This is a genomic window from Methylobacterium fujisawaense (genome assembly GCF_039619325.1).
Lineage (GTDB): Bacteria > Pseudomonadota > Alphaproteobacteria > Rhizobiales > Beijerinckiaceae > Methylobacterium > Methylobacterium fujisawaense.
Genome location: NZ_CP155000.1, coordinates 3,086,737 through 3,110,934, shown reverse-complemented (window position 1 = coordinate 3,110,934; position 24,198 = coordinate 3,086,737). Strand labels below are relative to the sequence as shown.

The window sequence follows — 24,198 nt, the reverse complement described above, 5'->3', positions numbered from 1 at the left end:
CGGCGATGTATTGACCTCCTGCGTGCGGCAGATCTGGCCCCGTCGCGGCCGGATCTGCTCCGTGGTGAACTGTTGCGCGCTCCCGCAACGCTCGTTCGGGCTAACCTGCACCTACATCACCACCTGCTCGCCGTGCTGCCGCGAGTGCCAGATCGTCGTATAGGTCTGCTTCTGCGGATCGAACAGGTCGTTGGCGCGCGGTGGAATCTCGAGCAGGTTGGTCGAGTAGTTCAGCGTCCAGCCGGCGGCGCTGCCGACCGTGGTGCGCTGCCGCAGCTCACGCTGGCGCCGCTCCACCTCCGCACGGCGCTGCTCGTCCTGCTCCCGCTGACGTCGGACGTCCGCCCATTGCCGATCCATCTCCTCCTGCCGTCGCCGCCTGTCTTCCTCCTGACGCCGGGACTCGTTCGCCTGATGGCGCCGGGCCTCGTCCTGGCGATCCCGCGCGTGGGCGCATTCGACCGCGAAGGTGTCGACCAGGGCGCGGAAGCGGCCCGCCGGATAGGACGCGCTGTCGCTCGCGGTGGCCGTGGGATCTGTCCGTCGTCGGATGATGTTCTACCGCACATCGTCGAACAGCTTGCGCCGCCTCAGATCGGGCGCCTGCACCGGGCGGTTCCGGTGACATTCGTCACGGTCGCCGGTCGTCCGATCCGTGCCTCGGTTGGGATCCTGTCGCCCGGTCTTCGGATGGAGCTCCCCATCAGGTCGGGCGTTCGGCGCGCGGAACTTCGTGGGTCGCCTCCCAGGACACATCGCCGAATACGGCGCGCGTCGCGCGGTGAGCGCAGTCCCTGTCCGGTTCGGTCAAGGAGCGCCCGCCGAGACGGGCTATGTGAGCGGAGTATCGTCCGTTCAGCGGCTGCCGAGGAGGTCGCCATGGCGTTTTCACCGTTTTCACCGTTTTCACGAGGCGGGGCCGCCCTCCTGATGCTCGCCCTTACCGGCGGAGTCGCGGGTGGGGCCACCCGCGGGGAAGCGCAGATCCGCCTCGCGCAGGGTGGCATCGCCATCCCCAGCGAGGCGCAGCTCAACCGCCTCGAGCGCGAGGCGATCACCACGCCTCCCCTCGATGTGAGCGATCCTCCGCCGGGCGTCGAACCGGGCACGCAGAGGCGGCATCGGGACCCGCGGGATCGCCGCAACGACCGCAGGCTCCCGGGGGAGGGGGGCGCCTGCGAGGCGTGCTGAACGGTTCCGGCCGGCGCATCCGCGCGACACGCCCCCGGTCCGAAATCCCGGTGTGAGGTCACGATGCAGGATGCCAAGCCTGTCGCTGTCGATCCCGACCGGACGGGATCGGAAAGCCCGCGGCACCGCGCCAAGCCGCCCCGGCGGTGGAGCCGGGCGCTCGTGGCCGTCGCCATCCTGCTCGTGGCCGCCGGCGCGTTCGCGCTTGCACATGTCTGGTCGCCGCACGCCAACCTGCGCATCACGCTCGGCCCCCCCGGCAGCACGGCCGAGCGGTTCATCACAGCCTTCGTGTCCGTCTCCCGGGTGCAGCATCCCCGCGTCAATCTCGACCTCGTGCGGGTCGACGACCTCGCGGGGAGCGCCAAGGCTCTGGAGGAGCGCCGGACCGATCTCGCCATCGTGCGCAGCGACGCGGGGGCACCCGCCAACGCACAGACCATCGTCATCCTGCGCCGGGACGTGGTCGCCTTGATCGTGCCCCCGCACAGCCCTGTCACCTCGGTCGCCAACCTGGCGGGCAAGACCGTCGGCCTCGTGGCCGGGCCGCTGCAAGACACCAACACGCGTGTCCTCGACATGGTGCTGAGCTACTTCAACATCCCCGCCAAGGATGTCGGCAGGGCCATTCTTCCGATCGACGCGCTGGCCCAGGCCGTCCGGCAGAAGAAGGTGGCGGCCATCCTGGCGGTCGGTCCCATGGCGCCGGGCGAGATCGTCGATGGGGTCGCCGCCGTCGTGCGCGCCACGAAGGGCACGCCGGGCATCCTCGCGCTCGACGAGGCGGAGGCGATCGGCAAGCGGTTCCCCGGCTTCGAGGCGATCGACGTGCCCGTGGGGGCGTTCCGGGCGCATCCCGCCACGCCCAGCGAGTCGGTCACGACGCTGGCGGTCACCTATCGGTTCGCCGCCTCGGAGCTGATGCCCAACGTCGTCGCGGCCGCCATCGCCCGGTCGATCCTGACCACAAAGGCCAAGCTCACGGCCGTGACGCCGCTCGCCGCGCAGATCGAGGCGCCCGATCCGGACGACAAGAGCCCGATCCTGCCTGTCCATCCGGGGGTCGCCGCCTATCTCAGCAACGGGGACCAGAGCTTCTTCGACCAAGCCCAGCAATATCTCTATCTCGGCGGCGTGGTGATCAGCCTCGCCGGATCGCTCCTCGCCGCCGCCTCGGCGGGCTGGGCCCGGCGCCGATCGGAGGCGGAATGGCGCCCGGTCCGGCGCCTGGTCGAGATCGCCGACGCGGCGCCCGGCGCCGACCGTGCGGAGCTCGCCGCCCTGGAGGGCGAATTTCGGGCGATCGTCACGGCGATGCTGGGCTGCACGACCGGGGCCGTCAGCACCGACTGCCTGTCGGCCTTCGCGACGGCCCTGGCCCATGCGCGCGACGCCCTCGACCGCCGGCGCGCAAGCCTCGGCCCCGAGACGGCGCTCCCGTCCGCGCCGACGCTCGTGGTCGCCCATTGACGGTGGGCCGGGGCGGGGGCTCGGGCCGGCTGCGGCCGCCGATCGAGCGACCGAAGCCGTGAAGGCGCGCTAGCGCGCCGCCGGCGTGCGGAGGAGCAGGACGCGCAGGCGACCGCCGCCCAGCACGCGGCCGATCTCCCGGTAGGCGAAATACGGGAGCAGCGCCACGAACATCACCCAGGCGAAAGTGAGCACGCCCCGCGGGCCGCCGGCCATCTCCGGAAGAACGGTGCCCGGCGCCTTCCCGTGCCAGGCCCCCACCAGCACCTCTTCGAGTCCGTAGACCGCCACCAGGACGGCGGTGAACAGAAGGGAGCGATACAGGATCCCGTAGACGAGGGGGCCGCGCGTGATGCGCCGGCCGAGACGGAGGGATCCGAGCTTCGCCGCCTCGGCGATCAGCATGAACTTGGCCAGGACCAGGGCGTTGATCAGCCCGAGCGCATAGAAGTGATAGCTCGGATAGTGCGGGATATCCTGATCGACCCGTGCGTAGATGTTGATGCTGAACAGGATCAGGGTACCGAAAACGACGATCAGGTAGATCGCGAAGGCCAGGTAGCGCTTCGCTTCGACGGCGGCCCGACCTCCCAGGGATCGGGACTTTGCGCGCCCGTCGGCATCCGGCAGCTCCCGCGGGGCAGGGGCAGCCGCCATCGCCTCTCGAGACGTGACAGGGGGCATGGCTCGTTCTCCGCGGCTCCCGTGCGCCCATGGTCCGCGCGCCGGGCGCGTGGACCATGGGCCGGTTCCGCATGCGCGCCCGAAGCCCCGGGACCGGGCTGCCCGGTCCGGGGTCTGACAGGCCGCGGGTCAGGCCGCGAGCTTGACGGCATGCTTGCTCTCGATCGTCCGCCGGATCAGGCGGCGGGTCCGCTCGGTGAAGGCCATCTTGTCCGCCAGGCAGCTCTCCAGCAGGACGCCGACCCCGAAGTGACCGCTCACATCGGCCATGGCGACGAGGGCGACATACTCGGCGATGCGCAGATGCATCAGGTGATTGGCCTTGATCAGGATGAACAGGGCCTTGGCGGCCGGGGCCTGGATCTCGGCGAGCTCGCGCCGGAAGTCTTCGAGGAAGACTTCTTGAAGCCGACCGTTGGAGGCAATCGGTTTCTCGCCGATCAGCTGAAAGCAGCGATCGAGCGACTTGACCGTCTTCTCTTGGATGAAGGCGCGCGCCTGGAGCGCCTCTTGGATGGCCGGATCCTGTGTGGCTTGGCCCAGCTCCTCGTAAATCTTCGTCGCGCGCTCCGCGTGATGCCGCGCATCGCTCAACATGCGCACGAAAAGCTCCTTCGGTGACTTGATTGGCATGGTCATCTCCTCACGCTGCATCGTGATCAACCGAGGCATCTCTCGAATGCCGAGACCGCTTCGCGCGTCTTTGAGCAGACCGGAGTCAGCGTTCTTCCGATCGCCGGGATGTGCGGAACGCGCCGACCGCCGTGAAGCCCGGTCGGTCGCACCCTGACCGGGCACGCAAGGTCAGTTCCCTGCCTCGCCTCACCGCACCGAAGCGGAGGACCCATTATGCAGTCGCGGCGATCCCATGCTTGATCGGGGAAGACACCGGCCGCCGGCGCGATTGACAACGGCTTCGGGCCGCCTGGGCGCCGGACGGAAGCGACGTGCAGGATGGAACGCTGCGGTCCGAGCGGCGCAACGCGGCTGCGCCGGTTCACCGGTACGCGAGTCCCCGCGGATCAAGCGGCGTCGGCAGCTTAGCGTACGGTACGGCCGAGACGCGTCCGAGGGGCCGCAGGGCTTCGCGTCCGGCGCCCCTCGGCAGGTCGTTCTCCTGAACGGAGACCATCCATGAGAACTCTGCGGATTGCGTCGGTGGCCTGTGCTGCCCTGATCATGAGCGGCATGGTGGCCGAAGCGCGTGGCTTCTACGGCGGCCGGGGAGGCTTCCGCGGCGGTGGTTTTCGCGCCGGCGGCGTCCAGGGCGTCCGGGTCGGCGGCTATCGCGGGGGGGTGGGCTATCGCGGCCGCTACGGCGCGGTCGGCCGCTACGGCGCGGTCGGTCGTTACGGCGCAGTCGGCCGCTACGGCGCGGTCGGCCGCTACGGCGCGGTCGGCCGCTACGGTGCGGTCGGCCGCTATGGGGCGGTCGGTCGATACGGCGGGGTTGGCCGTTACGGATACGGATATGGCCGCTACGGCGTCCGTCCCTATGGCTACGGCCTGGGCGCGGCTGCCGTGGGCGCTGCCGCCGCCACCGGATACGGTGCCACCTACGGCCGCTGCGGACCCTACGCCTATTACGATGCCTATGCGGGCGTCTGCCGCCCGTATTGATCCTGCTGCGAGAGGGTCGAGGCCGGCAGGCCCCGACCCCTAACCCCCGATCATCCGGCCCGAGCCGGCGGCCCGCCCCGGCAGAGTGGCCCCAGAATGGGTTCGGACCAAGCCATGACCTCCCGAATCGTCGCCCCGCTCCTCCTCGCCGCCTGCCTGAGCGCACCCGCCCTGGCGCAGCCGTCCGGCTTGCAGCAGCCTGCGGCGCTCATTCACGGCAACTATTGTGGCCTCGGCAGCAATGCCCCGTTGCCGCCCGTCGATGCGCTCGATGCCGCCTGTGCGCATCATGACGCCTGCACCCCCGTCGGCGGATTGCCGTCACGGGCCTGCAATCTGCGGCTTCAGTGGGAGACGGACCGGATCGCGCGCGATCTGCGGCAGCCGGACGATATCCGCGCCCTGGCGGGCTTCATCGCAGCCGGGGCCGCAATTCTGCCGTTCGACCCCAATGCCCCGGTGGCCATGCGGATTCCGGCCTCCGTGCGCTACGACGTTCCTCCGGCTCGCGTCCATCGGCCCGTCTACCGCGCCTATTAGGGCACGACCTCCGGTTGCGTCGGCCGGACAAGGCTGCGGGGCAGCCAAGTCCGGCCGGCGCGGTTAAGTCTGGCCGGCGCGGTCAGCGGCGGAAGCCGCCCCGGAACCCGCCGACGCGCCGTCCGTAGACGGCGCGGCCCCCGTATACGCGGCCCCCCCGATACACCCGCGCACCCCGATAGACGGCACCGCCCCGGTATCCGTAGCGGGCGCCGCCGCGGTATCCGTATACGCCGCCACCCCGGGGCCCGTAGTAGCCCGGTGCGCCGGAGACGTTCGGTCGGCAGGCGCCGTAGGGGCCCCGATGAAATCCGGGCCCACAGCCGCCGGCGGCCTGCGCGGCCGCAATGCCGAGTCCGCCCGAGCCGATGGGAGGCAGGCCCAGCATGGCAGCCAGGGTGAGGGCTGCGAGCGAGATTGTCCGTGTCGCTTTCATCGGGATCTCCTGAATTCGCCGGGTGATGCCATGCAATCCGGATTCTTGTGCTCGATTGACCAATGCTGTCTGCCGTCCATGGGAAAGCGGTCGTCCGGCGATCGCGCCCTTGGCGCCCAAGGGCGGCCTGAAAGGCCGGCCCGATCCGTCCATTCAGGAAGGGGTACGGGATCGGGCGGCCCCGGATCGGCTGCCGCATCCGGAGGCCGGCTCCCACGCCTCCAGATGCTGGGCGTCGTACCGGACCAGCGTCTGAACGCGTGCGTGAAGGCGGCGGCTTCGGAAAAGCCCAGACAGGCCGAGATCTGCGCCAACGTCATGTTGGTATCGGCCAGGAGCTGCTGCGCCGTCTCGAACCGCATCTGGGTGGCCACCGACCGGAAGCTCGTGCCTTCGGCCCTCAGGCGGCGGCTGAGGGTGCGCCGATGCACCGCCAGATGGCGCGCGACGGCTTGGCCGGACCACGGATCCTGGATGAACTCCGCGCGGAGCAGCCGCCGCAACCGGTCCGACATCGGGAGCGGAGCTGCCGCCCCGACCTGTCGGATGCGGCCTTCGGCGATCCGGTGTGCCGTCCGATCTGCGCCCGGGACCGGCTGCTCCAGAAGGCGCGCCGGAAAGGCGAGGGCCGCCCATTCCTGATCGAACCTGACGGGCGCGCGGAAGAAGTGCCAATAGGGATCGGTCTGCTCCGGCGGTGTCCGCGGCAGCAGAAGCTCCGACGGGGACCAGCGGGCTCCGCACAGGGCGCGCACGATATTGACGACGGTGGCGAGCGCCCCCTCCGCCTGCAGGCCGACCGCTGTCGCGCCGGTCTCGTAGGGAAAGTAATGAAGCAGCGCCACGTCGGCCTCGACGAAGAGTCGGACCGCCGAGCCGCACGTCCAGGCCCAGGGCCGGGTCTCCAGCACATGGAGGGCGTCGCCGATGGTCGCCGCGTTCCGGATCAGGATGTTGCTGGGCCCGAGTGTGGCGAGGCCAATGCGCTGCCCCACCAGCAGGCCGAGATGGCCGCACCGCGTGCGGTTCGCCCCCAACTGGAGCACGCGGCCGAGCGCGGCGTTCGAGATCGGGCTGGCATCGTCTCCGGACGCCCAGCGATCGCAACCGGCCTCGCGCAGGATGTGGACGGGATCGGCGCCGAGTTCCCGGAGAGCGGCACGGGTCGCGCTCGCGACGCCGCCATGAACGGTTTCAACAGCGGGGGAAAGATCCGCATCCGATGGGTGGAAGAATTCGAGACTGTCACAAGAGTCTTCGCGCGCGAGAGCGAGGCGACTGTTCATTGCACAAATCCCATTTCTCCAAATCGGGGTCAATTCAAAATCTTGCCCTCCCGGCGGCATTGCGCTGGATCAATATTGTCCAAAAATCTGTGACATGTTTTGAATATGCAACTAAAATGCAGTATTCATGAAGGGTTTTGTCCGGGCATAGGGGGCCGATCGGCGTTTTCCCTATCGCGCGTCGGCATCTGCCGCTTCGGCCATCTCGAGCACGGCGAGGCGTGGTGCACGCCGGCGGGGAAGGCCTGGATCCCGCCCTCTCCGGAGAACAAGCCAGCGAGATCCGGGTGACGGACCGGGAACGGCGGGCGGCCTCGCGCGGGGCGATGCCGGCCCGGCGCCGCGCCTCCACCCGCAGCCGCGCCTCGGCCCGCAGGCCATCGCGCTCACCGGCGGGACGACGGACAAGGCGATGGGCTTAATGCAGCCCTATCCGGCCTGGAACACCGACATCGCGGCCCGCGGGATCGACATGCGCGCGCCGAAGAACCTGCCGGGCCCAGACGCCGCCGGCCTGCGCGATGCTGGGCCGACCGGGACACCCGACCGGCGGTCACCGGCTGCCGGGTCCGCGCGCGAGCCCCGCCAGGGTGAACAGATCGATCGACAGCTTGGCGCCGACCACGAAGGCGTCGGGGATGGTCTTGCGGTAGAATGGGAACCGGGTCTGGTCCGGACCGACGATGTATTGCAGGTTCGGCGTCAGCCGGATCGCCGGATTGACCTGGATGCCGTAGTTCAGCTCCATCATCACCTGCTGCGTCGGGATCTTGCGGAACAGGCCGAGCGTGCCCTGCGCCAGGGCGATGTTGGACAGGGCGAGCCGGCTGAAGGCCTGCGTGTTGATGACGAAGCCGACCGTGTCGAACGGCCGGCCCGCGAAGGTGCCGGTCTGCAGGGCGCCGATCTCCAGGAAGTGGTCCTCGACGAGCCGGCCCGAGGTGCCGGCCATCGCGACGCCGAACAGCGTCAGGCCCTGGATCGCCTTCGGATCCGGCCGCCACACCATCTGGTCGAACCGGGCGTAGACACCCGAGCGGCCGAACCGGGTCATCGCCGGCAGGCCGGTGAGCACCGCGGGCCGCCCGGTCACGTCGCGCACCGGATCGGCGTAATCCGAGGCGTCGTACCAGCCGCCGATCCCGTAATTGCGGGGCAGCACGTCGTTGGCGACGGTGGTCGTGTAGCCGAGTTCGAACGGCACGATGGCGCCCGTCGCGCCCTCGAGCGAGAAGTCGAGGCCGTTGTCGCCCGGCTGCTGATGCCGCGGGTTCGCCTCGTAGGCGCCGACATGGAAAAACGTCGTGTCGGTGAGCCACGCCCTGGCATGCGCCCCCCAGCTGGAGACCGGCCAGAAGGTGAAGTTCGAGGTCTTGAACACGAAGGTCGGGTTGCCGCAGGTAGAATTAGACTGGAAGTTGCAATAGAACGGCGAGTTCAGGAAGCTGATATTGGCGACCAAGCGGCCGACCTCGACGTCGAGGCGATTGTCGAACAGCTTCTGCTGGTAGGAGAGCAGCGTCAGCCGGGTGGTCTGGCCGCCGCCGTAGATCTCCTGCACGCTGGTGTTGTTGCCGATGACATCGTTCGACAGGCTGCGTCCGTGTCGGTTCGTCACCGCCACGTGGAATGCGCCGCCCTCGATCCCGGCGAGGCGCTGCAGGTCGCCGTCGATGCCGAGGACGAGCTGGCCGGCATAAGCCGCGCCCTGCCGGAGGCCGCCGACCGGGTTGATCGCCCCTTGCCCGGTGTAATTGGCCAGGAGACTGAGGCCGTTGCCGAGATCCAGGGTGCCGGGCGGCAGGGTCGGCGGCGTCGCGGTCTGCCCGAGCGTGTCGGCGGCGCCGGCCGCGCTGTCGGCCCCGTCGGAGCCCGGGCCGTCCGATCGCGGCGGCGGGCGGCTGGCCCGGCGCCGCAGCGCCGGGCCGACGGCCGTGGCCGGCACGGCGCGGCGGGCCCCCGCCTCCTGGCTCCATCCGGGCTGCGGCAGCGCCAAGCCCAACGCGAGCGCGAGCGCGGCGCGCATCGCCAAACCCTTCATGACGGATCCCCCCGTGACGCTCTGTGGTGTCCGGGCAAGGTCGTGCGCCGGGCTCCGGATCGGGGCCTCAGCCCGGGCGCTTCTTGATGAGGCCCACCGTGAGCGCGGTGACCAGGGTGCCGGCGGCGAGCGCCAGGACGGCACCCGGCAGGTTCGTGACGGCGTTCGGGATCGGCAGGACGAACAGGCCGCCATGCGGCACCTTCAGGGTCACGCCGAGGGTGAGCGCCAGGGCGCCCGCCACCGCGGACCCCGCGACCAGAGACGGGATCACCCGGAGGGGGTCGGCCGCCGCGAAGGGGATCGCCCCCTCGGTGATGAAGGCCGCCCCCAGCACGGCGGCGGCGCCGCCGGCCTCGCGCTCGGCTTGCGTGAACCGGGCCGGGAACAGGCGGGTCGCCAAGGCGAGGCCCAGCGGCGGGGTCATCCCGCCGAGCATCACCGCCGCCATGGGCGCGTCGACGCCGGAGGAGAGCAGGGCCGCCGCCGAGGCGTAGGCGGCCTTGTTGATCGGGCCGCCCATGTCGAGCGCCATCATGCCGCCGAGGACGAGCCCGAGCACCAGGGCGCTCGCCCCCTGCATGCCCTTGAGCCAGGTCGTGAGCGCCGACAGCACCGCCGCGACCGGCACGCCGACCACGTAGATCATCAGGAGGCCGGTGATCGTGGTGGCGAGGAGCGGCAGGATCAGGACCGGCTTCAGGCCCTCGAGGTTCCTGGGCAGCCGGATATGCGTGTTGAGGAAGCGGGCGGTGTAGCCGGCGATGAACCCGGCCGCGATGCCGCCGAGGAAGCCGGCCTGGAGATTGGCCGCCAGCATGCCGCCGATCATGCCGGGGGCGATCCCGGGCCGGTCGGCGATCGAGTAGGCGATGTAGCCGGCGAGCGCCGGGACGATCAGCGCGAAGGCCGCCTTGGCGCCGATCTGCCCGAGGGCGTAGCCCAGGGTTCCCGCGTGGTCCGGCGCCATGGCGTCGATTCCGCCGACCGCGAAGGCCAGGGCGATGAGCAGGCCGCCCGCCACCACGAAGGGCAGCATGAAGGAGACGCCGGTCATCAGGTGCTTGTAGGCGCCCGCCCTCCGCTCGGCCGCCTCCGGCCGTGCCTCGGCCGCGGCGTCGACCCCGGCATCGACCCCGGCATCGACCGCGCCGCCGGCCGCGCCGCCGGCCGCCTGCCTCTGCGCCTCGGCCAGCGCGGTGCCGATCAGCCCCTGGCCGTCGCGGATCGCCGCCTTGGTGTTGGTGGCGTAGACCCGCTTGCCGGCGAACCGCGCCCGGTCGATGCCGGTGTCGGCGGCGATCAGCACGATGTCGGCGGCGGCGATCTCCGCGGCGGTCAGGGTGTCGCGGGCGCCGACCGAGCCTTGGGTCTCCACGCGGATCGTGTGGCCCAGGGCCTCGGCCGCCGCCTGGAGGCCTTCGGCGGCCATGAAGGTATGCGCGATCCCGGTGGGACAGGAGGTGATCGCGACGATCCGCTTGGTCCCCGCCGCGGCTCTGGCGCCGGGGGCGGCCTCGGCGCCCGAGAGCGCCCGGTCGAGGACGCCGTTGACGTCGGTCAGCACATCCGCGATCGCGGCCCGCGCCCGGCGGAGCGCGCCGAAGCGGCCTTCGCCGAGGTCGCCCGAGCCCACGAGCAGCACCGCGCCGGCCTCGCGGATGGCCGCCTCCGGCAGCGGGTTTGCGCCGGGGGCGCCGCGCAGTTCCAGGAGGATCGGCTGGTTGCGCCGGCCGGCCGCCTTGCGGAGCGCCTCGAGGGCGAGAACGGCGTGGGTGGGGAGGTCTCCGCCTCCGACCACCGCCAGCAACTGTGCCATGGTTTCCTCCCTGCTTTGTGGTTCCGTCGCGCGGGTCGGCCGGGTGGCGCGGTGCGCGTCAGGCGAGCGTCCGCGTGCGGACCGCCTGCATCAGCGCCTGCACGGTGGCGCGGGGCGGCAGGCTCGCGCCCGCCTGGGTCAGCTTCCCGGCCGCGAAGGCGACGGCCAGTCGGGCGGTCCCGTCGGGGTCGAGCCCGGCTTCGAGCGCCGCCACGAGGCCCGCCACGAGGGCATCACCCGCCCCGACCGTGCTCGCCACGGCAATGGCGGGGGGCTGCGCCTGCACGGCGCCGGCCCGCGTCAGGAACAGGGCGCCCTCGGCGCCGAGGGACACCACCACCACCGGTATGCCGAGGCCGTGCAGGCGACGGGCCGCCGAATGCACGTCGGCGGGCGTCGGCAGCGCCCGGCCGGCCCATTCCTCCAGCTCCTGGCGGTTCGGCTTCACCGCGAAGGGAAGCGCCTCCGGGCCGGCCGCGAGGGCGGCCGCCAGCGGCGGGCCCGAAGCGTCGACGACCACCCGGGCCCCCCGGGCCTTCAGGCGCGCCGCGAGCTCCGCGTAGGTCTCCAGCGGCAGCGCCCCGGGCAGGCTCCCGGCCAGCACGATCCAGGCATCGCCGGCCGCATGATCGAGGAGCGCGGCCCGGGCCGCGCCGAGAGCGTCGGCCGTGACGGCGAGCCCCGGCAGGTTGATGTCGGTCGTGTCGCCGGTCCGCCGGTCGAGGAGCTTCAGGTTGGTCCGGGTCTCGCCGGGGATCCGCACGAAGCGGTCGGCGATGCCCTTCTCGGCGAACACCTGGGTGAAGGGGGCGGCGTTGTCGGTGCCCAGGATCCCGGTGGCGGTCACCGGCAGGCCCCAATCGGCCAGGCAGCAGGCGACGTTGACGCCCTTGCCGCCGGCATGGGACCGGACCGCCTGCGCCCGGTGGACCGTACCGGGCTCCAGGGCGTCGAGGATGACGGTCTGGTCGATGGCCGGGTTGAGCGTGAGGGTGACGATCGGGCTCACGCGGCGACCTCCGCGGCCTGCGCGGGACCGGGGGCGCGATCGAGGGCGCGGACCGCGGCCGCATCATCCTGCTCGCAGGCCAGGCTCGCGAGTGCCCGGAGCGCGCTCATGTCGGCGCCGCGCAGCCGCGCCTTGACGCCCGGCAGGTCGCGCGGCGTCATCGACAATTCGTGGACGCCGAGCCCCGCCAGCAGGCAGGCGCCGAACGGGTCGCCCGCGATCCCGCCGCAGACGCCCACGAAGCGCTTGTGGCGTGCGGCGCCCGCGCAGGTCATGTGGATCAGCCGCAGCACCGCCGGATGCAGGGAATCCGCCTCGGGCGCGAGGTCCGTGTTCTGGCGGTCGATGGCCAGGGCGTACTGCGTCAGGTCGTTCGTGCCGATCGAGAAGAAGTCGCAGTGGCGGGCGAGCACGTCGGCCTGGATCGCCGCGGCCGGCACCTCGATCATGATGCCAAGTTGCACGGAGGGGGCGCCGATCTCGGCGCGGATCCCCTCGGCGATCGCGCGCAGCCGCAGGATTTCGGGGACCGAGGTGATCATCGGCATCATGATCGAGAGCGGCGCGTGCGGGCCGGTCGGGGCGGCGGAACCGACATGGTCCCGGGCGGCCCGGTAGAGGGCGCGGAGCTGCGGCTCCAGCAGGTCCGGCCGACGCAGCAGCAGCCGGGCGCCGCGCACGCCGAGGAACGGATTCTCCTCCCGGGGCAGCTGCAGATGTGCGACCTGCTTGTCGCCGCCGATGTCGAGGGTGCGTACGATCAGCGGGCGGCCGTCGAGGGCCTTCAGCATGCCCGCGTAGGCGGCGTATTGGTCGTCCTCGGAGGGGGTGTCGCCGCGCTCCAGGAACAGGAATTCGGTGCGCATCAGGCCGACGCCCTCGGCGCCCTGGTCGAGGGCGAAGGGGACCTGATCGGCGTTGTTGACATTGGCGCCGATCGCGACCGCGTGGCCGTCGCGGGTGCGGGCCGGCAGCGCCCGCTCGCGCGCCTCGGCCTCGGCCTGCCGGCGCTGCCCGTCGCGCCACGCCTCGGCCGAGGCGCGGTCGGCCGGGCTCGGATCGAGGTAGAGGCGGCCGGTGGTCCCGTCGAGGATCGCCATCGTGCCGCCGGCGAGCGGCAGCAGCCCGGGGCCGCCGGCCACCAGGGCGGGGATGCCCAGCGTCCGGGCCAGGATCGCCGTGTGCGAGGTCGGGCCGCCCTGGGCCGTAGCGAGGCCGATCACGCGGGTGGGGTCCAGGCCCGCCGTGTCGGAGGGCGCGAGGTCGGGGGCGATCAGGATGCAGGGCCGGTCGGGCAGGTCGTGGCGGCCTTTCAAGGTCGGATCGATCTGCGCCAGCACCCGGCGGCCGACGTCGCGCAGATCCGCGGCGCGTCCGGCGAGGACCGGGTTGCCGAGGGCGGCGAGTTCTCCGGCGAGGCGGTCCACGGCTTGGTCCCAGGCATAGGCGACGCCGTGACCCTCGACCATGAGCTGGCAGGCGCGGGTGATCAGATCCGTGTCGGCGATCATCTCGGCCTGGGCCCGGAAGATCCCGGCATCGGCCTTGCCGAGGCGCCGCTCGGTGTCGTCGGCGAGGGCCTTGAGCTGATCGGCCGTCGCGGCGAGCGCGTGGTGAAGGCGGTCGGCGCCGCTCGTCAGGGGCTCGGGCGCGTCGGGAACGGTCACGTCGGCGCTGGCGAGGACGTGGATCGGCCCGATGCTGAGGCCGGGGCTGGCGCCGATCCCCGCCAGGATCCGCGGCGCGTCCGCGGGGTTCCAGCCGGCGACGGGACCGGCCGCCTCCGCGGCGCGCTGCGCCGCCGCCTTCTCGCCGGCGCTCAAGCCCGTGACCGCCGCGCAGATCCGCGCCAGGGCGCCGGCCTCGTCGTCCCCCTCGGCGGAGATCGTCACCGGGTCGCCGCAGCGCAGGCCGAGCTGGAGCAGGCCGATCAGGCTCTTGGCATCGGCGACCTGGGCCGCGTGCCGGACCTGGATGCGCGCCGAGCAGGATTTTGCCACCGCGACCCAGTGCGCCGCGGGCCGGGCGTGCAGGCCGGCGGGATAGTCGACGGTCCAGTCGAACCGCTGGCGCAGGTCCGTGGCCGGGCCCGACGCGCCCGGGATCGCGTCCTCGGACAGGGCGTCGGCGATGTCGCGCTCGTGCGCGGTGGTGCGCAGCTGTTCCAGCCGCGCCTCGTCCTGGATCAGGCGCGTCAGCCGGCGCAGGACCGTGATGTGGGTGTCGGACTGCGCCGCGATGGCCACCACGAGATGGGCCGCCTGCCCGTCGGTCCAAAGGACGCCCGCGGGCACCTGCAGGACGGCGAGGCCGCTGTGGCGGACGAGGTGGCGGTCCTCGACCATGCCGTGCGGGATGACGACGCCGTGGCCGAGATAGGTGTTCGCTACCCCCTCCCGGCGCAGCATGCTCTCGCCATAGGCCCCGTCGATGCAGCCCGCCGCCGTCAGGAGCTGCGCCGCCTCGCGGATCGCCGCCTCCTTGCTGGCCGGTGCGGCCGCAATGCGCACCAGGATGCGCGGCGCGAATGTCGGTGTCGGTGCGAGCATGGCGTGCTCTCCTCCCATCGCGAGCGACGGCTCGTCGGCCACCTGCTCGTTGATGGCAGTGAAAACGTTTTCACTTTACCTGTCAACAAGGCCCGGGGCGCCCGATCGCCTCACGGTTGCGATACGGTTCGCGCGGTGGCATTGACGGTGTAACACCGCTGGAAACGTTTCCCGGATGATGCGGCGATGAAGGTGGGAATCCGCGACGTCGCCCGTGCGGCGGGCGTCTCGACGGCGACCGTGTCGCGGGCCCTCGGCCGCGGCCCCGTGAGCGAGGCTCTCCGCGAGCAGGTCGAGGCGGCCGTGCGCGCCACGGGCTACCGGCCCAATCTCTCCGCGCGGCGGCTGCGCTCGCAATCGGCCCGGACCATCGGCCTGATCGTCGCCGACATCCGCAACCCGTTCTTCACGGCGGTGAGCCGGGCCGTGGAGGATGCGGCCTTCGGCGCGGACATGCGGGTCATCCTCTGCAACACCGACGAGGACCCCGCCCGCGAGGCGATGTACCTGCGCCTGATGGAGGAGGAGCGGGTCACCGGCGTGATCTTCGCGCCGACCGTGGCCACGACCGGGGGGCTCGGCGCGCGCCGGTTCGATTTCCCGGTGGTGCTGATCGACCGGGCCGGACCGCCGGGGGCCTACGACAGCGTCGTCCTCGACAACGTGGCGGCCTGCGCGACCCTCGTCGATCATCTGGCGGCCCAGGGCTACGGGCGGATCGGCGGCCTGTTCGGCTCGACGAGTTCGACCGCGCAGGAGCGCCGTGCCGGCTATCTGGAGGCGATGGGGCGGCACGGCTTGGCGCCGCAGATCCGCAGCGTGCCCCCGAACGCGGCCGCGGCGATGGCGGAGGCCACGCGCTGGTTCCAGGAGCCCGACAGGCCGGAGGCGCTCGTGGTCTCGAACGGGCTCATCCTGATGGGGGCCGTGCGGGCGGCCCGTGCCCTGAATCTCGCGCTCCCGCGGGATCTCGCGCTCGCCGGCTTCGACAACGAGCCGTGGACCGAACTCGCCGAACCGGGCCTCACCGTGATCGAGCAACCGGTCGCCGAGATCGGCACCCAGGCGATGCGCCTGTTGTTCGAGCGGATCGAGAGGCCGGATCAGCCGGTCCGGCGCGTGGTCCTCAGCGGCTGTCTCGTCCCGCGCGGTTCGACTGGGACACGGTGACGGTCTGCCTATGCGCGCGCGGCGCAGCGGATCGGGTTGTCTGCCGGGCGGAACACGCCACCGGTTCCGGCCGCGCGGGGCGTTGGGTCGGCGGTCCGCGCCGGGCAGCGCCCGAAGCGGGTCTTCCGGCTACCCAGGGCAAACGCCATGCGGTAGCCTCCCGCCGGGCCCGGTCCGGACGAGCGGTCCCGGTCCACCTGCCGAAGGCTTCGGCGCGCATCTCCGGATGCCGGGCCGCGCCCGGCCGGATCGGCTGCGCGAAGGCTCCGACGGCCGGCACGGTCTCCGGTCGCGAAGGGCATGACCGACAGGGTGCCCGAGGCTCGGGACGACACCGCAGACATCCGCGCCTTCGAAACAGGATCCGACGATGACCGACGAACCGCACGGCCTCGATCGCGGCTTGACCAATTACGGCGACCGCGACTTCGCGCGCTACCTGCGCCGGTCCTTCGCCCGCTCCATGGGTATCTCGGTCGGACTCCTGAACAAGCCGGTGGTCGGCATCGCGATGACGCCGTCGGGCTTCAACAATTGCCACCGGGGCATGCCCGAGCTGGTGGAGGCGGTTTCCCGCGGCGTGCTGGCGGCCGGGGCCCTGCCGCGGCCCTTCCCCACCGTGTCGCTCGGCGAGGTTTTCCTCAATCCGACCAGCATGATGTATCGCAACCTGATGGCCATGGACACCGAGGAGATGATCGGGGCCCAGCCCATGGACGCGGTCGTGCTGATCGGCGGCTGCGACAAGACCGTGCCGGCCCAGCTCATGGGGGCGGCTTCCGCCGACCTGCCGGCGATCCAGCTCGTCACCGGGCCGATGTCCACCGGGCGCCACCGCGGGCAGAGGCTCGGCGCCTGCACGGATTGCCGGGGCTTCTGGGCCAAGTACCGGGCCGGCACCGTCGATGCGGAGGAGATCGCCGAAGTCGAGGGACGGCTCTCGGTCACGCAGGGCACCTGCGCGGTGATGGGCACGGCCTCGACCATGGCGTGCATCGCCGAGGCGCTGGGCCTGTCGCTGCCCGGCACCGCGGCGATCCCCGCGGTGCATTCCGACCGGCTGGTGGCCGCCGAGGAGACCGGCCGGGCCGCCGTGCGTCTCATCGAGACGAAGATCCGGCCCTCCCAGGTCATCACCGAGAAGTCGGTGGAGAACGCGATCCGGGTGCTGATGGCGGTCTCGGGCTCGACCAACGCCATCGTGCATCTCACGGCGATCGCCGGGCGGCTCGGCATCCGGGTCTCCCCCGAGCGCTTCAACCAGATCTCGGACGAGACCCCGGTTCTGGTCGATCTCAAGCCCGTGGGTCAGGGGTACATGGAGGATTTCCACGCCGCCGGTGGCATGGGGGCGCTGTTGCGCGAGCTGCGGCCGCTCCTGCACCTCGACACCGTCGATGTGGAGGGCCGCACCCTCGCCGAGCGCCTGGACGAGCCCGCCGGCTGGGTCGACCGCACGGTGATCCGCCCCTTCGCCGAGCCGGTCTCGGCCGTGGGCGGGTTGGTCGCCCTGTCGGGCAGCCTCGCCCCGGACGGAGCGATCTTCAAGCGCGCGGCCGCGACCCCGGCGCTGTTCGAATCCGAGGGTCGGGCGGTGGTGTTCACCGGCCTGGAGGATCTCTCCGCCCGCATCGACGATCCCGACCTCGACGTCGAGCCGGGCGATATCCTCGTGCTGCAGAACGCCGGTCCCCACGCCGCCGGCATGCCGGAGGCCGGGTACCTGCCGATCCCGAAGAAGCTCGCCCGGGCGGGGGTGACGGACATGGTGCGGATCTCCGACGCCCGGATGTCCGGTACGGCGTTCGGCTCGATCGTCCTGCACGTGGCGCCCGAGGCGGCGGTGGGCGGACCGCTGGCGGCGGTGCGCGACGGCGACCGGATCCGCCTCTCGATCCGGGACAGGCGGGTCGACCTGCTGGTCGAGGCCGACGAGATCGCCCGCAGGCTCGCTGACCACCGGCCGCCGCCGGCCCCGGCCCGGGGCTACAAGGCCCTCTACCGCCGCACCGTCACGCAGGCCCCGCACGGCTGCGACTTCGACTTCCTGACGAAGGTCGACGCCTAGGGCCTCGTCCGATCGCGCGGCCGGCCTGCGTCGTCGGGTCGACCGTCGCGACGTCCGATCCTATCCGACCTCTCGACTCGGCTCGGCGGTGAGGCCGTCGAAATAATCGAAGAAGACGCGGTCCGGATCGTACCTGTCGCGCAGGTCGCACAGCCTCCGCCACTTCTCGGGCGTGAAGGCCTGGGCGACGATCTCGGGCTGTTCGACCGTGTTGGTCTCGCCGATGTAGTATCCGACGTTGAACGGTTTCAAGACGGCGGTCACCGCCCGATGCCATTCGGCATTGACGGCGTCGGCATCCGCATCGTGCCACATCGTCCAGGGGCCGCCATAGATCTTGGAGGTGATCGAGCGCGCCATGTCCCGTTGCGGTCCCGGAACATGGGGCCCGCAGAAGATCGTCGTCAGGAACACCGAGATCGCCGAGGGGGCCCGCTGCCAGGCCGGCAGGATGGCCGCCATCACCGCGCCGGGGCAGTGGTCGGAATAGGTGGCTTCGACTCTGGATCGCACGCCCTCCGGGAAAAGCGCGCCGGAGGCATCGAAGAGCTGCTCGAAATCGAGGGGCGTGACCCGGGAACGCGACAGTGGCTCGACCGGCGCATCGTCCAGCGGCTGCAAGGCGCGCCGGGCCGCTTCCGGATCGTCCTCGAAGGCGGTCGCGGTGACCATGCAGACCCAGCCGTTGCTGCCGGCCGCCCTGTCCGCCAGCGCGGGCGGGGCCTGGACGAGGAACAGGGTCAGCTCGACGCTGGGCGAGATCGCCGGTGCGGCCTGCCCCAGCCAGGTGCCGACAGCCGGGGCATCCGCGAGCCGATAGAAGGACTGACTGCCATGAATCGCCCTCGGCAGCGGGTGAAGTTTCAGAACGTATTTCGTGACGATGCCGAAGAAACCCGAGCCTGCGCCGCGTGCGGCCCAGAAGAAATCCGCGTTCTCGGACTCGCTCGCCCGGATCAGCGTGCCCTCGGCCGTGACGAGTTCGATCGCCTCCAGGCTCTCGGTGCCGTATCCCCAGACCGTGGGGTTCCAGGCCATGCCGCCACCGAGGAAGTAGCCGCTGGCCTTGACCTGCGGACAATGGCCGGTCGGAAAGGCGAGCCCGTGGGCGTTGAGCGCCGTCTGGATCTCGCGATTGCTGAGGATGGGCTGGATGACCGCCCTGCGATGCTCGACATCGATCGAGAGGATCCTGTTGAGGCGTTCGAGGTCGATCAGGATGCCGCCGTTGCGCAGCGTCGGCTGGCACCAATTGTGGCCGCCGCCGCGGACGACCACCTTGAGGCCATGCGCGCGGGCGAACTTCACGGTGGCGATGATGTCGTCCTCGTCGGCCACCTTCACGATCATGCGCGGCGCCCGGTCCGGGATCAGCCGGTTCCACAGATTCCCATGAAGGGCGTCCCGGAACTGCGCATCGCCCGCGTCGATGACGGGACCCTTGCAGAGCGTCCTCAGATCCTGAGCATTCATGGCCAAGCCCTGCACGAGCAAGGAACCCGCCCGGACCGATCTGCCCGAGCGGGTTCAAGGTTGCGGGCGGTCGCCCGGCCCGACCCTCAATAGGGGACGCAGTCCGCCTTCTGGGCGTATTTCTTCCACACCTCCACGGCTTCTTCGCGCATGATCTGCTGGGTCGGGATCGAGCGCTCCCCGACATCCTTCTTGAGCTCGGCGTAGATCATGCTGTCGTCGAAGCCGCCGTATTCGAGCGCGTCCTCGACCTGAGCCGCATAGTAGACATTTTTGATCCCGGCCCAATACGCGGCCGCCATGCACATCGGGCAGGGCTCGGCACTGGTATAGAGCGTCGCGTCCCGCAGCTTGAAGGTACCCTGCGACTTGCAGGCCTTGCGGATGGCCTCGATCTCCCCGTGCCACGTCGGATCGTTCTCGGCGACGACGCGATTGGCGCCCTCCGCGATGATCTCACCGTCTTGGACGATCACGCAGCCGAACACGCCGCCGGCACTGTCGACCAGCGACGTCTTCTCCGACAGCGCGATCGCGCGGGCCATGAACTGTTCGTGTTTTTCGGTCATCGAATCCTCTGTATCGGCATGTTTTCGGGCCAAGTGCAACTATGATCTGCGGCGATGTTCTTGTCGATGTCCGGGGGTATGATCGTCGATCGACGGATTTGAACTTGGCGCCGTATGATCAAGAATCCTGCCTCGGAGGCCGGCATCGCCTTCGGTTCGGGACAGATGGTCTCGTGGGTCGATGAAACGGCGCAGGTTGCGGGGGGGGGGCGGGATCGAGCCGCGCCCGCATCCGCCGCGATGGTTCTCGCAGATCAGGTCGTCCCGCCAAGGCCGTGCGTCCCGTGAAGCGCATGTCCGTTCGCCAATACCGGATGGTCATGATCCGACGACGATCTGACTAGACATGGCACCGGGAGACGCGTCAACGCCGTCAAGACATCCGCCGCAATTGAATTGTAAATATTCACGAATGCAATAAATATCTGAAGCATAGACGATCAGATTCGCCGGGGTCGCGGTTCCTGCAGCAGATCCGAGGCGTTGCAGTCGCGCCGCGGAGTTTGCGAAGTCGGATGGCGCTCGGTCTGAGACGCAGGAACAAGAAAAAATATTTCCGCCTCCGCCTCGTCCGTTTGGCCAGCGCGCCGCCTTTTTGTTGTCGCTCCGTCCCAGACCTGCGGCACGCGAGGCGCCGGCGCGCTGGAAAAAGTCCGGCGATTCTGGCTGCGTCCCCGAGATATAACTATCCTTTCGATGTTTTGATTCGCAGAACGATCTATACCTGTATTATATTATATTTACAATATTTACATTGGCCTTTTCTGCCAAGGCCTTGACTTTAACTGGTGTCGGCTTGCTGATGGGGGCATGCAGAGCGACGCCGCCGGCGGAACGGCGGCTATGCGATGCGAGACCAATCTTCGGCTGTTCCTCCTCGTCTTTCGTGGGGCGGCGGGCTTCTTCAAGTCTGCCGCGGTCGCGGTGTGATGGTCCCCGAACCGATGCTTCGATCCGCCCGGCGGTGTGGCTCGGTTTAGCGCCGAGGGCCGCACCCCGCTTCGCACGAGCGGGCGAGGGCAGGGCGTCGTGCAACGGAAGTGCGTCGGTTCATGAGCGGTGCCTCGACGTCCGTCACCATCGTGACGCAGACGACCATCCGGCCGGAGAGCGCCGACGCCTTCGCCCGATGGCAGTCCGACACCCATGCCGTCGTGGCGACCTTTCCGGGCTTCATCGAGCAGCAGCTCATCCCGCCGCGGCCGCCGCTGCAGGTGGATTGGGTCATCCTGCAGCGCTTCAGCGGCCTGGAGCAGGCGCGGGCGTGGCTGGCCTCGCCCGAGCGGCAGGCCCGGATCGAGGGCGCCACGCCCATGCTCGTGGGCCGCGACGACGTCCATATCGTCAAGGACGATGCCAGTGCAGCCCGCACGTCGCCGGTCAGCGCGGTGATCAGCACCCGCGTGAAGCCCGGCCTGGAGGCCGCCTACCTCAAGTGGGAGCAGAAGATCGCCGCCGCCCAGTCGAAGGCGCCCGGCATGCAGGGCTACCGGTTCGAGCCGGCCGTGCCGGGGGTGCAGGAGGATTACGTCGCGATCCTGCGCTTCGACGGCGAGGCGAACCTGCAAACCTGGATGGACTCGCCCGAGCGGCGGGCCCTCGTCGCCGAAGCGGCGCCGCTGACCGCGGAATTCCACACGCGGACGGTGCAGAGCGGCTTCGAGCAATGGTTCCGCACCGTCGCCCCGGCCGGAGGCCCGGCGCCCGCGGCGTGGAAGATGAACATGATCGTCGTGCTGACGCTCTACCCCACCGTGTTCCTGTGGGGGGTCCTGGTCGGCACACCGATCCTCTCCGGGATGCTGAAGCTGGATTTCCCGGTCGCCCTGTTCATCGGCAACGTGTTCAGCGTGCTCCTCACCGCGCAGATGGTGCCCTGGACGGCCCGGCGGCTGGGCTGGTGGCTGTCGCCGGCTCCGGGGCGGCGGGCCCGGGCCAACCTTCAGGGCGCCGCGCTGCTGATCGCCGCCTACGCGATCATGATCCTTGCCTTCTGGAAGCTGTCTTGACCGGGCTCCGGTTGCTATCCCGGATGAGGCCGTTCTCCGCGGCGGGTCTGCTGATCCTGGCCTGCGGATCCGGGCCGGTCGGGCCGGCCCGGGCCGAGCCTTCGCCGGATTCGGCCACGTCCCCGGCTCCGGAGGTCGCCGGGGCGGCAGGCGGCACGCGCGTTCCCGGGGCGCGGGCTCCGGCCCGCGCGGAGCGCCAGGAGGCCGGAATTTCCGTGGCGGCCGCCACCGTGATGGCGGCGCCGCCGCCCTCGTACCTCGGCTTCTCCGACACGGTGGTGAGCTACCGCTTCCAGGGGCCGTCGGCGGAGCCCGGGCTCTTCGTGCGGCGTCCCGACGGCACGGCGCAGGGTGGGTTCGCCCCGCGCGAGGTGCCGAAGAACGTCGTCAACGTGTTTCACGCCGACTCATGGGCTTACGGCACCAACCTCATCTCCCTCGACATCCTCACATCCGGCTCCCAGGATCCTGCGGGCGACAAGCGGCGCCCGTTCAAGGATTACGGCGCGACCGAAATCTACCTGATCTATCGCGGCGTCCTGAGCCTCAACAAGATCTTCGATACCGAGACCTTCGCGATTCCGGGCTTCGTCAAGGATGTCGGCCTGTCGTTCGGGGCCGACATCAACACCAAGGACACGTATTTCGACGCCGAGAAGCGGGCCGGCACCTTCGGCCTCAGCTTCGCCTTCGACGTGCCGGCCGGGTTCGTGAACCTGAAGGTCCAGGGCTACAAGGACTTCTCCCGCAACGGCTTTGCGGGGAACGGGCCCACGCCGGGCATCCCCGGGAATGGCGCCGTGCCGGGCTTCGATTACTCGCACTTCCGCAGTGTCGAGTTCAAGTTGACCCCGGAATTCGAGATCACCTACACGATCCCGCTGCCGTTCACTGGGCTGCCGCTGTCCCTGGCCGGCTTCAACACGATCATCCTGCCCAAGGGGCGCTACGGCACGATCAACCAGAACGACACGCAATTGGAGTTCGCCTCACAGACGAACCTTGTCCTGGATGTCGGGCAGTTGCTCGCCGGGACCCCCAACCGGGTCGAGGTCTTCGCCGGGTTCCAGTATTGGCGCAACAAGTTCGGCGCCGACCCGCGGCGCACCATCAACACCGAGGAAAAGGCGCTGATCGCGGGGGTCGCCTACCACCTGAAGTGACGGCGACGCGCGTCCCCGCTCGCGGTGCGGGGGATGGCGCCGACGTCTCGGGGCCGGCGTCCCGGAAGGCCGCGCCGCCGGGACCGGCCCCGCGCCCTCAGGCGCGCACCAGCTTGGACACGACGGCCAGCAGCTGCTCGGGCTTGAACGGCTTGGTGATCCAGCCGGTCGCCCCGGCCGCCTTCGCCTGCTGCTTGATACCCTCGTCCGATTCCGTGCTCAGGAAGAGGATCGGAACGCCCGTGCAGGCGGGCAACGTTCGCAATTGCTTGATCATCTCCAGCCCGTTCATCACCGGCATGTTGAGATCCGTGATGACGAGGTTGAGGCTGGCGCTCTTGGCTTTCGCCAAGCCTTCGGCGCCATCGCCGGCCTCGATCACCGTGTGGCCGGCCGGGCCGAGGACGACCTTGATCATCTGCCGGATGCTGGGCGAGTCGTCGACGGCGAGGACAGTGGCCATGACAAGGATTCCGTTCTTGTGCCTGAAGCGTGGGCCTAGCGGAGTGCCTGGCCGGGGAGGGCGATCGCAGCGCGTTGGAACGCGCCGCTGACCGCCGGCGGCACATTGGCCAGCGCGATCTCCGTGGCTTGACGCTGTGCCGCCTTGTCCGCCGCGAGCACGATCTGGACGAAGGTGATGTCCGCGCGCTCGACCGCCGCGCAGTCCAGGGTGAGGCGCGTCGCGCCGGCGAGGGCCGCCGCCAAAGCGCCCTGCAGCGACCGGACCGTCCGGATGGTGCAGTCGGATTCGAGCGTGAGGACGGAAGCCTCGGACATGCGGGTTCAGGCCCTCGACGACAGGATTGGGCGCCGCTGCGCCTCTCCGGCGGAGACAACACCGCGGCGGGTAAATTCTTTCTGACCGACGGCAGACCAATCCACCGCTGTTGCCGCCGCCGCCGGACGCTGCACAGCTGGAATTCGATTCAGCATGGAACGGAATTCAAGCGTCAATACAGAAATCTGTTGTCTCGCTCTTGCGCTTCATTGCCGGTGATAACGCTTTCTTTAACGGCGATCCTTACCGTCGGGCCGACGCCGTCCATCGGTTTGCGGCTTGACCGGCGCGCGACGGTCGACGCCGAGAGATCCGACATC

22 protein-coding genes are annotated in these 24,198 nt (G+C 70.3%); 8 read left to right on the top strand and 14 right to left on the bottom strand.

Going from position 1 to position 24,198, the window contains the following annotated elements; all coding sequences use genetic code 11:
• Window positions 1–111: 111 nt before the first annotated feature.
• A complete protein-coding gene (locus ABC766_RS14800; RefSeq protein ID WP_345822552.1) occupies window positions 112–360 on the bottom strand; it encodes a hypothetical protein in 249 nt (82 codons plus the stop codon).
• A gap of 519 nt (window positions 361–879) precedes the next feature.
• On the opposite strand from ABC766_RS14800, the gene ABC766_RS14795 reads away from it, so the two are divergent.
• Together ABC766_RS14795 and ABC766_RS14790 are read left to right on the top strand one after the other, a co-directional pair.
• On the top strand, window positions 880–1,191 hold the full coding sequence (locus ABC766_RS14795; RefSeq protein WP_345822550.1) for a hypothetical protein: 312 nt from the start codon (window positions 880–882) through the stop codon (window positions 1,189–1,191).
• 63 nt (window positions 1,192–1,254) lie between these two features.
• Window positions 1,255–2,661 (top strand): TAXI family TRAP transporter solute-binding subunit, encoded by a 1,407-nt coding sequence (locus ABC766_RS14790; protein ID WP_345822549.1) that lies wholly within the window; start codon window positions 1,255–1,257, stop codon window positions 2,659–2,661.
• Between the two features lie 69 nt (window positions 2,662–2,730).
• On the opposite strand, the gene ABC766_RS14785 is transcribed toward ABC766_RS14790, so the two are convergent.
• Window positions 2,731–3,318 carry a hypothetical protein gene (locus tag ABC766_RS14785; RefSeq protein ID WP_345822548.1) on the bottom strand — a complete coding sequence of 196 codons (588 nt, stop codon included), beginning with the start codon at window positions 3,316–3,318 and terminating at the stop codon, window positions 2,731–2,733.
• A 156-nt stretch (window positions 3,319–3,474) separates the two neighbouring features.
• Window positions 3,475–3,999, bottom strand: a complete 525-nt coding sequence (locus tag ABC766_RS14780) for a DUF892 family protein (RefSeq protein WP_345822764.1) — start codon at window positions 3,997–3,999, stop codon at window positions 3,475–3,477.
• A gap of 480 nt (window positions 4,000–4,479) precedes the next feature.
• Here ABC766_RS14780 and ABC766_RS14775 point away from each other — a divergent pair, with 480 nt between their 5' ends.
• On the top strand, window positions 4,480–4,965 hold the full coding sequence (locus tag ABC766_RS14775) for a hypothetical protein (protein WP_345822547.1): 486 nt from the start codon (window positions 4,480–4,482) through the stop codon (window positions 4,963–4,965).
• Between the two features lie 114 nt (window positions 4,966–5,079).
• Complete coding sequence (locus ABC766_RS14770; RefSeq protein WP_345822546.1) at window positions 5,080–5,505, top strand: hypothetical protein; 426 nt, start codon at window positions 5,080–5,082, stop codon at window positions 5,503–5,505.
• A gap of 82 nt (window positions 5,506–5,587) precedes the next feature.
• Here the strand turns inward: ABC766_RS14770 and ABC766_RS14765 are convergent, their stop codons facing one another.
• The 6 genes from ABC766_RS14765 to ptsP all read right to left on the bottom strand — a co-directional run bounded on the left by ABC766_RS14765 (window position 5,588) and on the right by ptsP (window position 14,645).
• Window positions 5,588–5,941: a GCG_CRPN prefix-to-repeats domain-containing protein gene (locus ABC766_RS14765; RefSeq protein WP_236961854.1), complete on the bottom strand. Its 354-nt coding sequence runs from the start codon at window positions 5,939–5,941 to the stop codon at window positions 5,588–5,590.
• The gene (locus ABC766_RS14760; RefSeq protein WP_345822543.1) at window positions 5,938–7,287 is read right to left on the bottom strand and encodes an AraC family transcriptional regulator; all 1,350 of its coding nucleotides are present in this window, start codon (window positions 7,285–7,287) and stop codon (window positions 5,938–5,940) included. Before ABC766_RS14760 ends, ABC766_RS14765 begins: the two co-directional genes overlap by 4 nt.
• A 493-nt stretch (window positions 7,288–7,780) precedes the next feature.
• The gene (locus tag ABC766_RS14755) at window positions 7,781–9,268 is read right to left on the bottom strand and encodes a carbohydrate porin (RefSeq protein ID WP_345822542.1); all 1,488 of its coding nucleotides are present in this window, start codon (window positions 9,266–9,268) and stop codon (window positions 7,781–7,783) included.
• Window positions 9,269–9,335: 67 nt separating this feature from the next.
• Complete coding sequence (locus ABC766_RS14750; RefSeq protein ID WP_345822541.1) at window positions 9,336–11,087, bottom strand: fructose-specific PTS transporter subunit EIIC; 1,752 nt, start codon at window positions 11,085–11,087, stop codon at window positions 9,336–9,338.
• Between the two features lie 58 nt (window positions 11,088–11,145).
• The gene (gene pfkB / locus ABC766_RS14745) at window positions 11,146–12,096 is read right to left on the bottom strand and encodes a 1-phosphofructokinase (RefSeq protein WP_342144383.1); all 951 of its coding nucleotides are present in this window, start codon (window positions 12,094–12,096) and stop codon (window positions 11,146–11,148) included.
• Window positions 12,093–14,645: a phosphoenolpyruvate--protein phosphotransferase gene (gene ptsP, locus ABC766_RS14740; protein ID WP_345822539.1), complete on the bottom strand. Its 2,553-nt coding sequence runs from the start codon at window positions 14,643–14,645 to the stop codon at window positions 12,093–12,095. Before ptsP ends, pfkB begins: the two co-directional genes overlap by 4 nt.
• Before the next feature lie 186 nt (window positions 14,646–14,831).
• On the opposite strand from ptsP, the gene ABC766_RS14735 reads away from it, so the two are divergent.
• Together ABC766_RS14735 and ABC766_RS14730 are read left to right on the top strand one after the other, a co-directional pair.
• Complete coding sequence (locus tag ABC766_RS14735; RefSeq protein WP_043389142.1) at window positions 14,832–15,815, top strand: LacI family DNA-binding transcriptional regulator; 984 nt, start codon at window positions 14,832–14,834, stop codon at window positions 15,813–15,815.
• Between the two features lie 370 nt (window positions 15,816–16,185).
• On the top strand, window positions 16,186–17,883 hold the full coding sequence (locus ABC766_RS14730; protein WP_043389141.1) for a dihydroxy-acid dehydratase: 1,698 nt from the start codon (window positions 16,186–16,188) through the stop codon (window positions 17,881–17,883).
• 60 nt (window positions 17,884–17,943) lie between these two features.
• On the opposite strand, the gene ABC766_RS14725 is transcribed toward ABC766_RS14730, so the two are convergent.
• Together ABC766_RS14725 and ABC766_RS14720 are read right to left on the bottom strand one after the other, a co-directional pair.
• Entirely contained in the window at window positions 17,944–19,356 is a 1,413-nt protein-coding gene (locus ABC766_RS14725) for an FAD-binding oxidoreductase (protein ID WP_345822538.1), read from the bottom strand.
• A gap of 86 nt (window positions 19,357–19,442) precedes the next feature.
• Window positions 19,443–19,925 carry a nucleoside deaminase gene (locus tag ABC766_RS14720; RefSeq protein ID WP_345822537.1) on the bottom strand — a complete coding sequence of 161 codons (483 nt, stop codon included), beginning with the start codon at window positions 19,923–19,925 and terminating at the stop codon, window positions 19,443–19,445.
• A gap of 1,052 nt (window positions 19,926–20,977) precedes the next feature.
• Between ABC766_RS14720 and ABC766_RS14715 the strand changes: the two genes are divergently transcribed.
• Window positions 20,978–21,934: an antibiotic biosynthesis monooxygenase gene (locus ABC766_RS14715; RefSeq protein WP_043760000.1), complete on the top strand. Its 957-nt coding sequence runs from the start codon at window positions 20,978–20,980 to the stop codon at window positions 21,932–21,934.
• A gap of 23 nt (window positions 21,935–21,957) precedes the next feature.
• Window positions 21,958–23,097, top strand: coding sequence for a hypothetical protein (locus ABC766_RS14710; RefSeq protein WP_345822536.1), 1,140 nt, complete (start codon window positions 21,958–21,960; stop codon window positions 23,095–23,097).
• A gap of 97 nt (window positions 23,098–23,194) precedes the next feature.
• Here ABC766_RS14710 and ABC766_RS14705 read toward each other — a convergent pair whose 3' ends face one another.
• The 3 genes from ABC766_RS14705 to ABC766_RS14695 form a co-directional block, all read right to left on the bottom strand.
• Window positions 23,195–23,560: a response regulator gene (locus ABC766_RS14705; RefSeq protein ID WP_043389132.1), complete on the bottom strand. Its 366-nt coding sequence runs from the start codon at window positions 23,558–23,560 to the stop codon at window positions 23,195–23,197.
• Between the two features lie 35 nt (window positions 23,561–23,595).
• The gene (locus tag ABC766_RS14700) at window positions 23,596–23,877 is read right to left on the bottom strand and encodes an STAS domain-containing protein (RefSeq protein WP_043389130.1); all 282 of its coding nucleotides are present in this window, start codon (window positions 23,875–23,877) and stop codon (window positions 23,596–23,598) included.
• 173 nt (window positions 23,878–24,050) lie between these two features.
• Window positions 24,051–24,197 (bottom strand): hypothetical protein, encoded by a 147-nt coding sequence (locus tag ABC766_RS14695; protein WP_158498479.1) that lies wholly within the window; start codon window positions 24,195–24,197, stop codon window positions 24,051–24,053.
• Window position 24,198: the final 1 nt, after the last annotated feature.

Coding starts and splice junctions, on each gene's coding strand:
- ABC766_RS14800 (WP_345822552.1), bottom strand. CDS start 360: ATGGATCGGCAATGGGCGGACGTCCGACGTCAGCGGGAGCAGGACGAG.
- ABC766_RS14795 (WP_345822550.1), top strand. CDS start 880: ATGGCGTTTTCACCGTTTTCACCGTTTTCACGAGGCGGGGCCGCCCTC.
- ABC766_RS14790 (WP_345822549.1), top strand. CDS start 1,255: ATGCAGGATGCCAAGCCTGTCGCTGTCGATCCCGACCGGACGGGATCG.
- ABC766_RS14785 (WP_345822548.1), bottom strand. CDS start 3,318: ATGGCGGCTGCCCCTGCCCCGCGGGAGCTGCCGGATGCCGACGGGCGC.
- ABC766_RS14780 (WP_345822764.1), bottom strand. CDS start 3,999: ATGCAGCGTGAGGAGATGACCATGCCAATCAAGTCACCGAAGGAGCTT.
- ABC766_RS14775 (WP_345822547.1), top strand. CDS start 4,480: ATGAGAACTCTGCGGATTGCGTCGGTGGCCTGTGCTGCCCTGATCATG.
- ABC766_RS14770 (WP_345822546.1), top strand. CDS start 5,080: ATGACCTCCCGAATCGTCGCCCCGCTCCTCCTCGCCGCCTGCCTGAGC.
- ABC766_RS14765 (WP_236961854.1), bottom strand. CDS start 5,941: ATGAAAGCGACACGGACAATCTCGCTCGCAGCCCTCACCCTGGCTGCC.
- ABC766_RS14760 (WP_345822543.1), bottom strand. CDS start 7,287: ATGCCGCCGGGAGGGCAAGATTTTGAATTGACCCCGATTTGGAGAAAT.
- ABC766_RS14755 (WP_345822542.1), bottom strand. CDS start 9,268: ATGAAGGGTTTGGCGATGCGCGCCGCGCTCGCGCTCGCGTTGGGCTTG.
- ABC766_RS14750 (WP_345822541.1), bottom strand. CDS start 11,087: ATGGCACAGTTGCTGGCGGTGGTCGGAGGCGGAGACCTCCCCACCCAC.
- ptsP (WP_345822539.1), bottom strand. CDS start 14,645: ATGCTCGCACCGACACCGACATTCGCGCCGCGCATCCTGGTGCGCATT.
- ABC766_RS14735 (WP_043389142.1), top strand. CDS start 14,832: ATGAAGGTGGGAATCCGCGACGTCGCCCGTGCGGCGGGCGTCTCGACG.
- ABC766_RS14730 (WP_043389141.1), top strand. CDS start 16,186: ATGACCGACGAACCGCACGGCCTCGATCGCGGCTTGACCAATTACGGC.
- ABC766_RS14725 (WP_345822538.1), bottom strand. CDS start 19,356: ATGAATGCTCAGGATCTGAGGACGCTCTGCAAGGGTCCCGTCATCGAC.
- ABC766_RS14720 (WP_345822537.1), bottom strand. CDS start 19,925: ATGACCGAAAAACACGAACAGTTCATGGCCCGCGCGATCGCGCTGTCG.
- ABC766_RS14715 (WP_043760000.1), top strand. CDS start 20,978: ATGAGCGGTGCCTCGACGTCCGTCACCATCGTGACGCAGACGACCATC.
- ABC766_RS14710 (WP_345822536.1), top strand. CDS start 21,958: ATGAGGCCGTTCTCCGCGGCGGGTCTGCTGATCCTGGCCTGCGGATCC.
- ABC766_RS14705 (WP_043389132.1), bottom strand. CDS start 23,560: ATGGCCACTGTCCTCGCCGTCGACGACTCGCCCAGCATCCGGCAGATG.
- ABC766_RS14700 (WP_043389130.1), bottom strand. CDS start 23,877: ATGTCCGAGGCTTCCGTCCTCACGCTCGAATCCGACTGCACCATCCGG.
- ABC766_RS14695 (WP_158498479.1), bottom strand. CDS start 24,197: ATGTCGGATCTCTCGGCGTCGACCGTCGCGCGCCGGTCAAGCCGCAAA.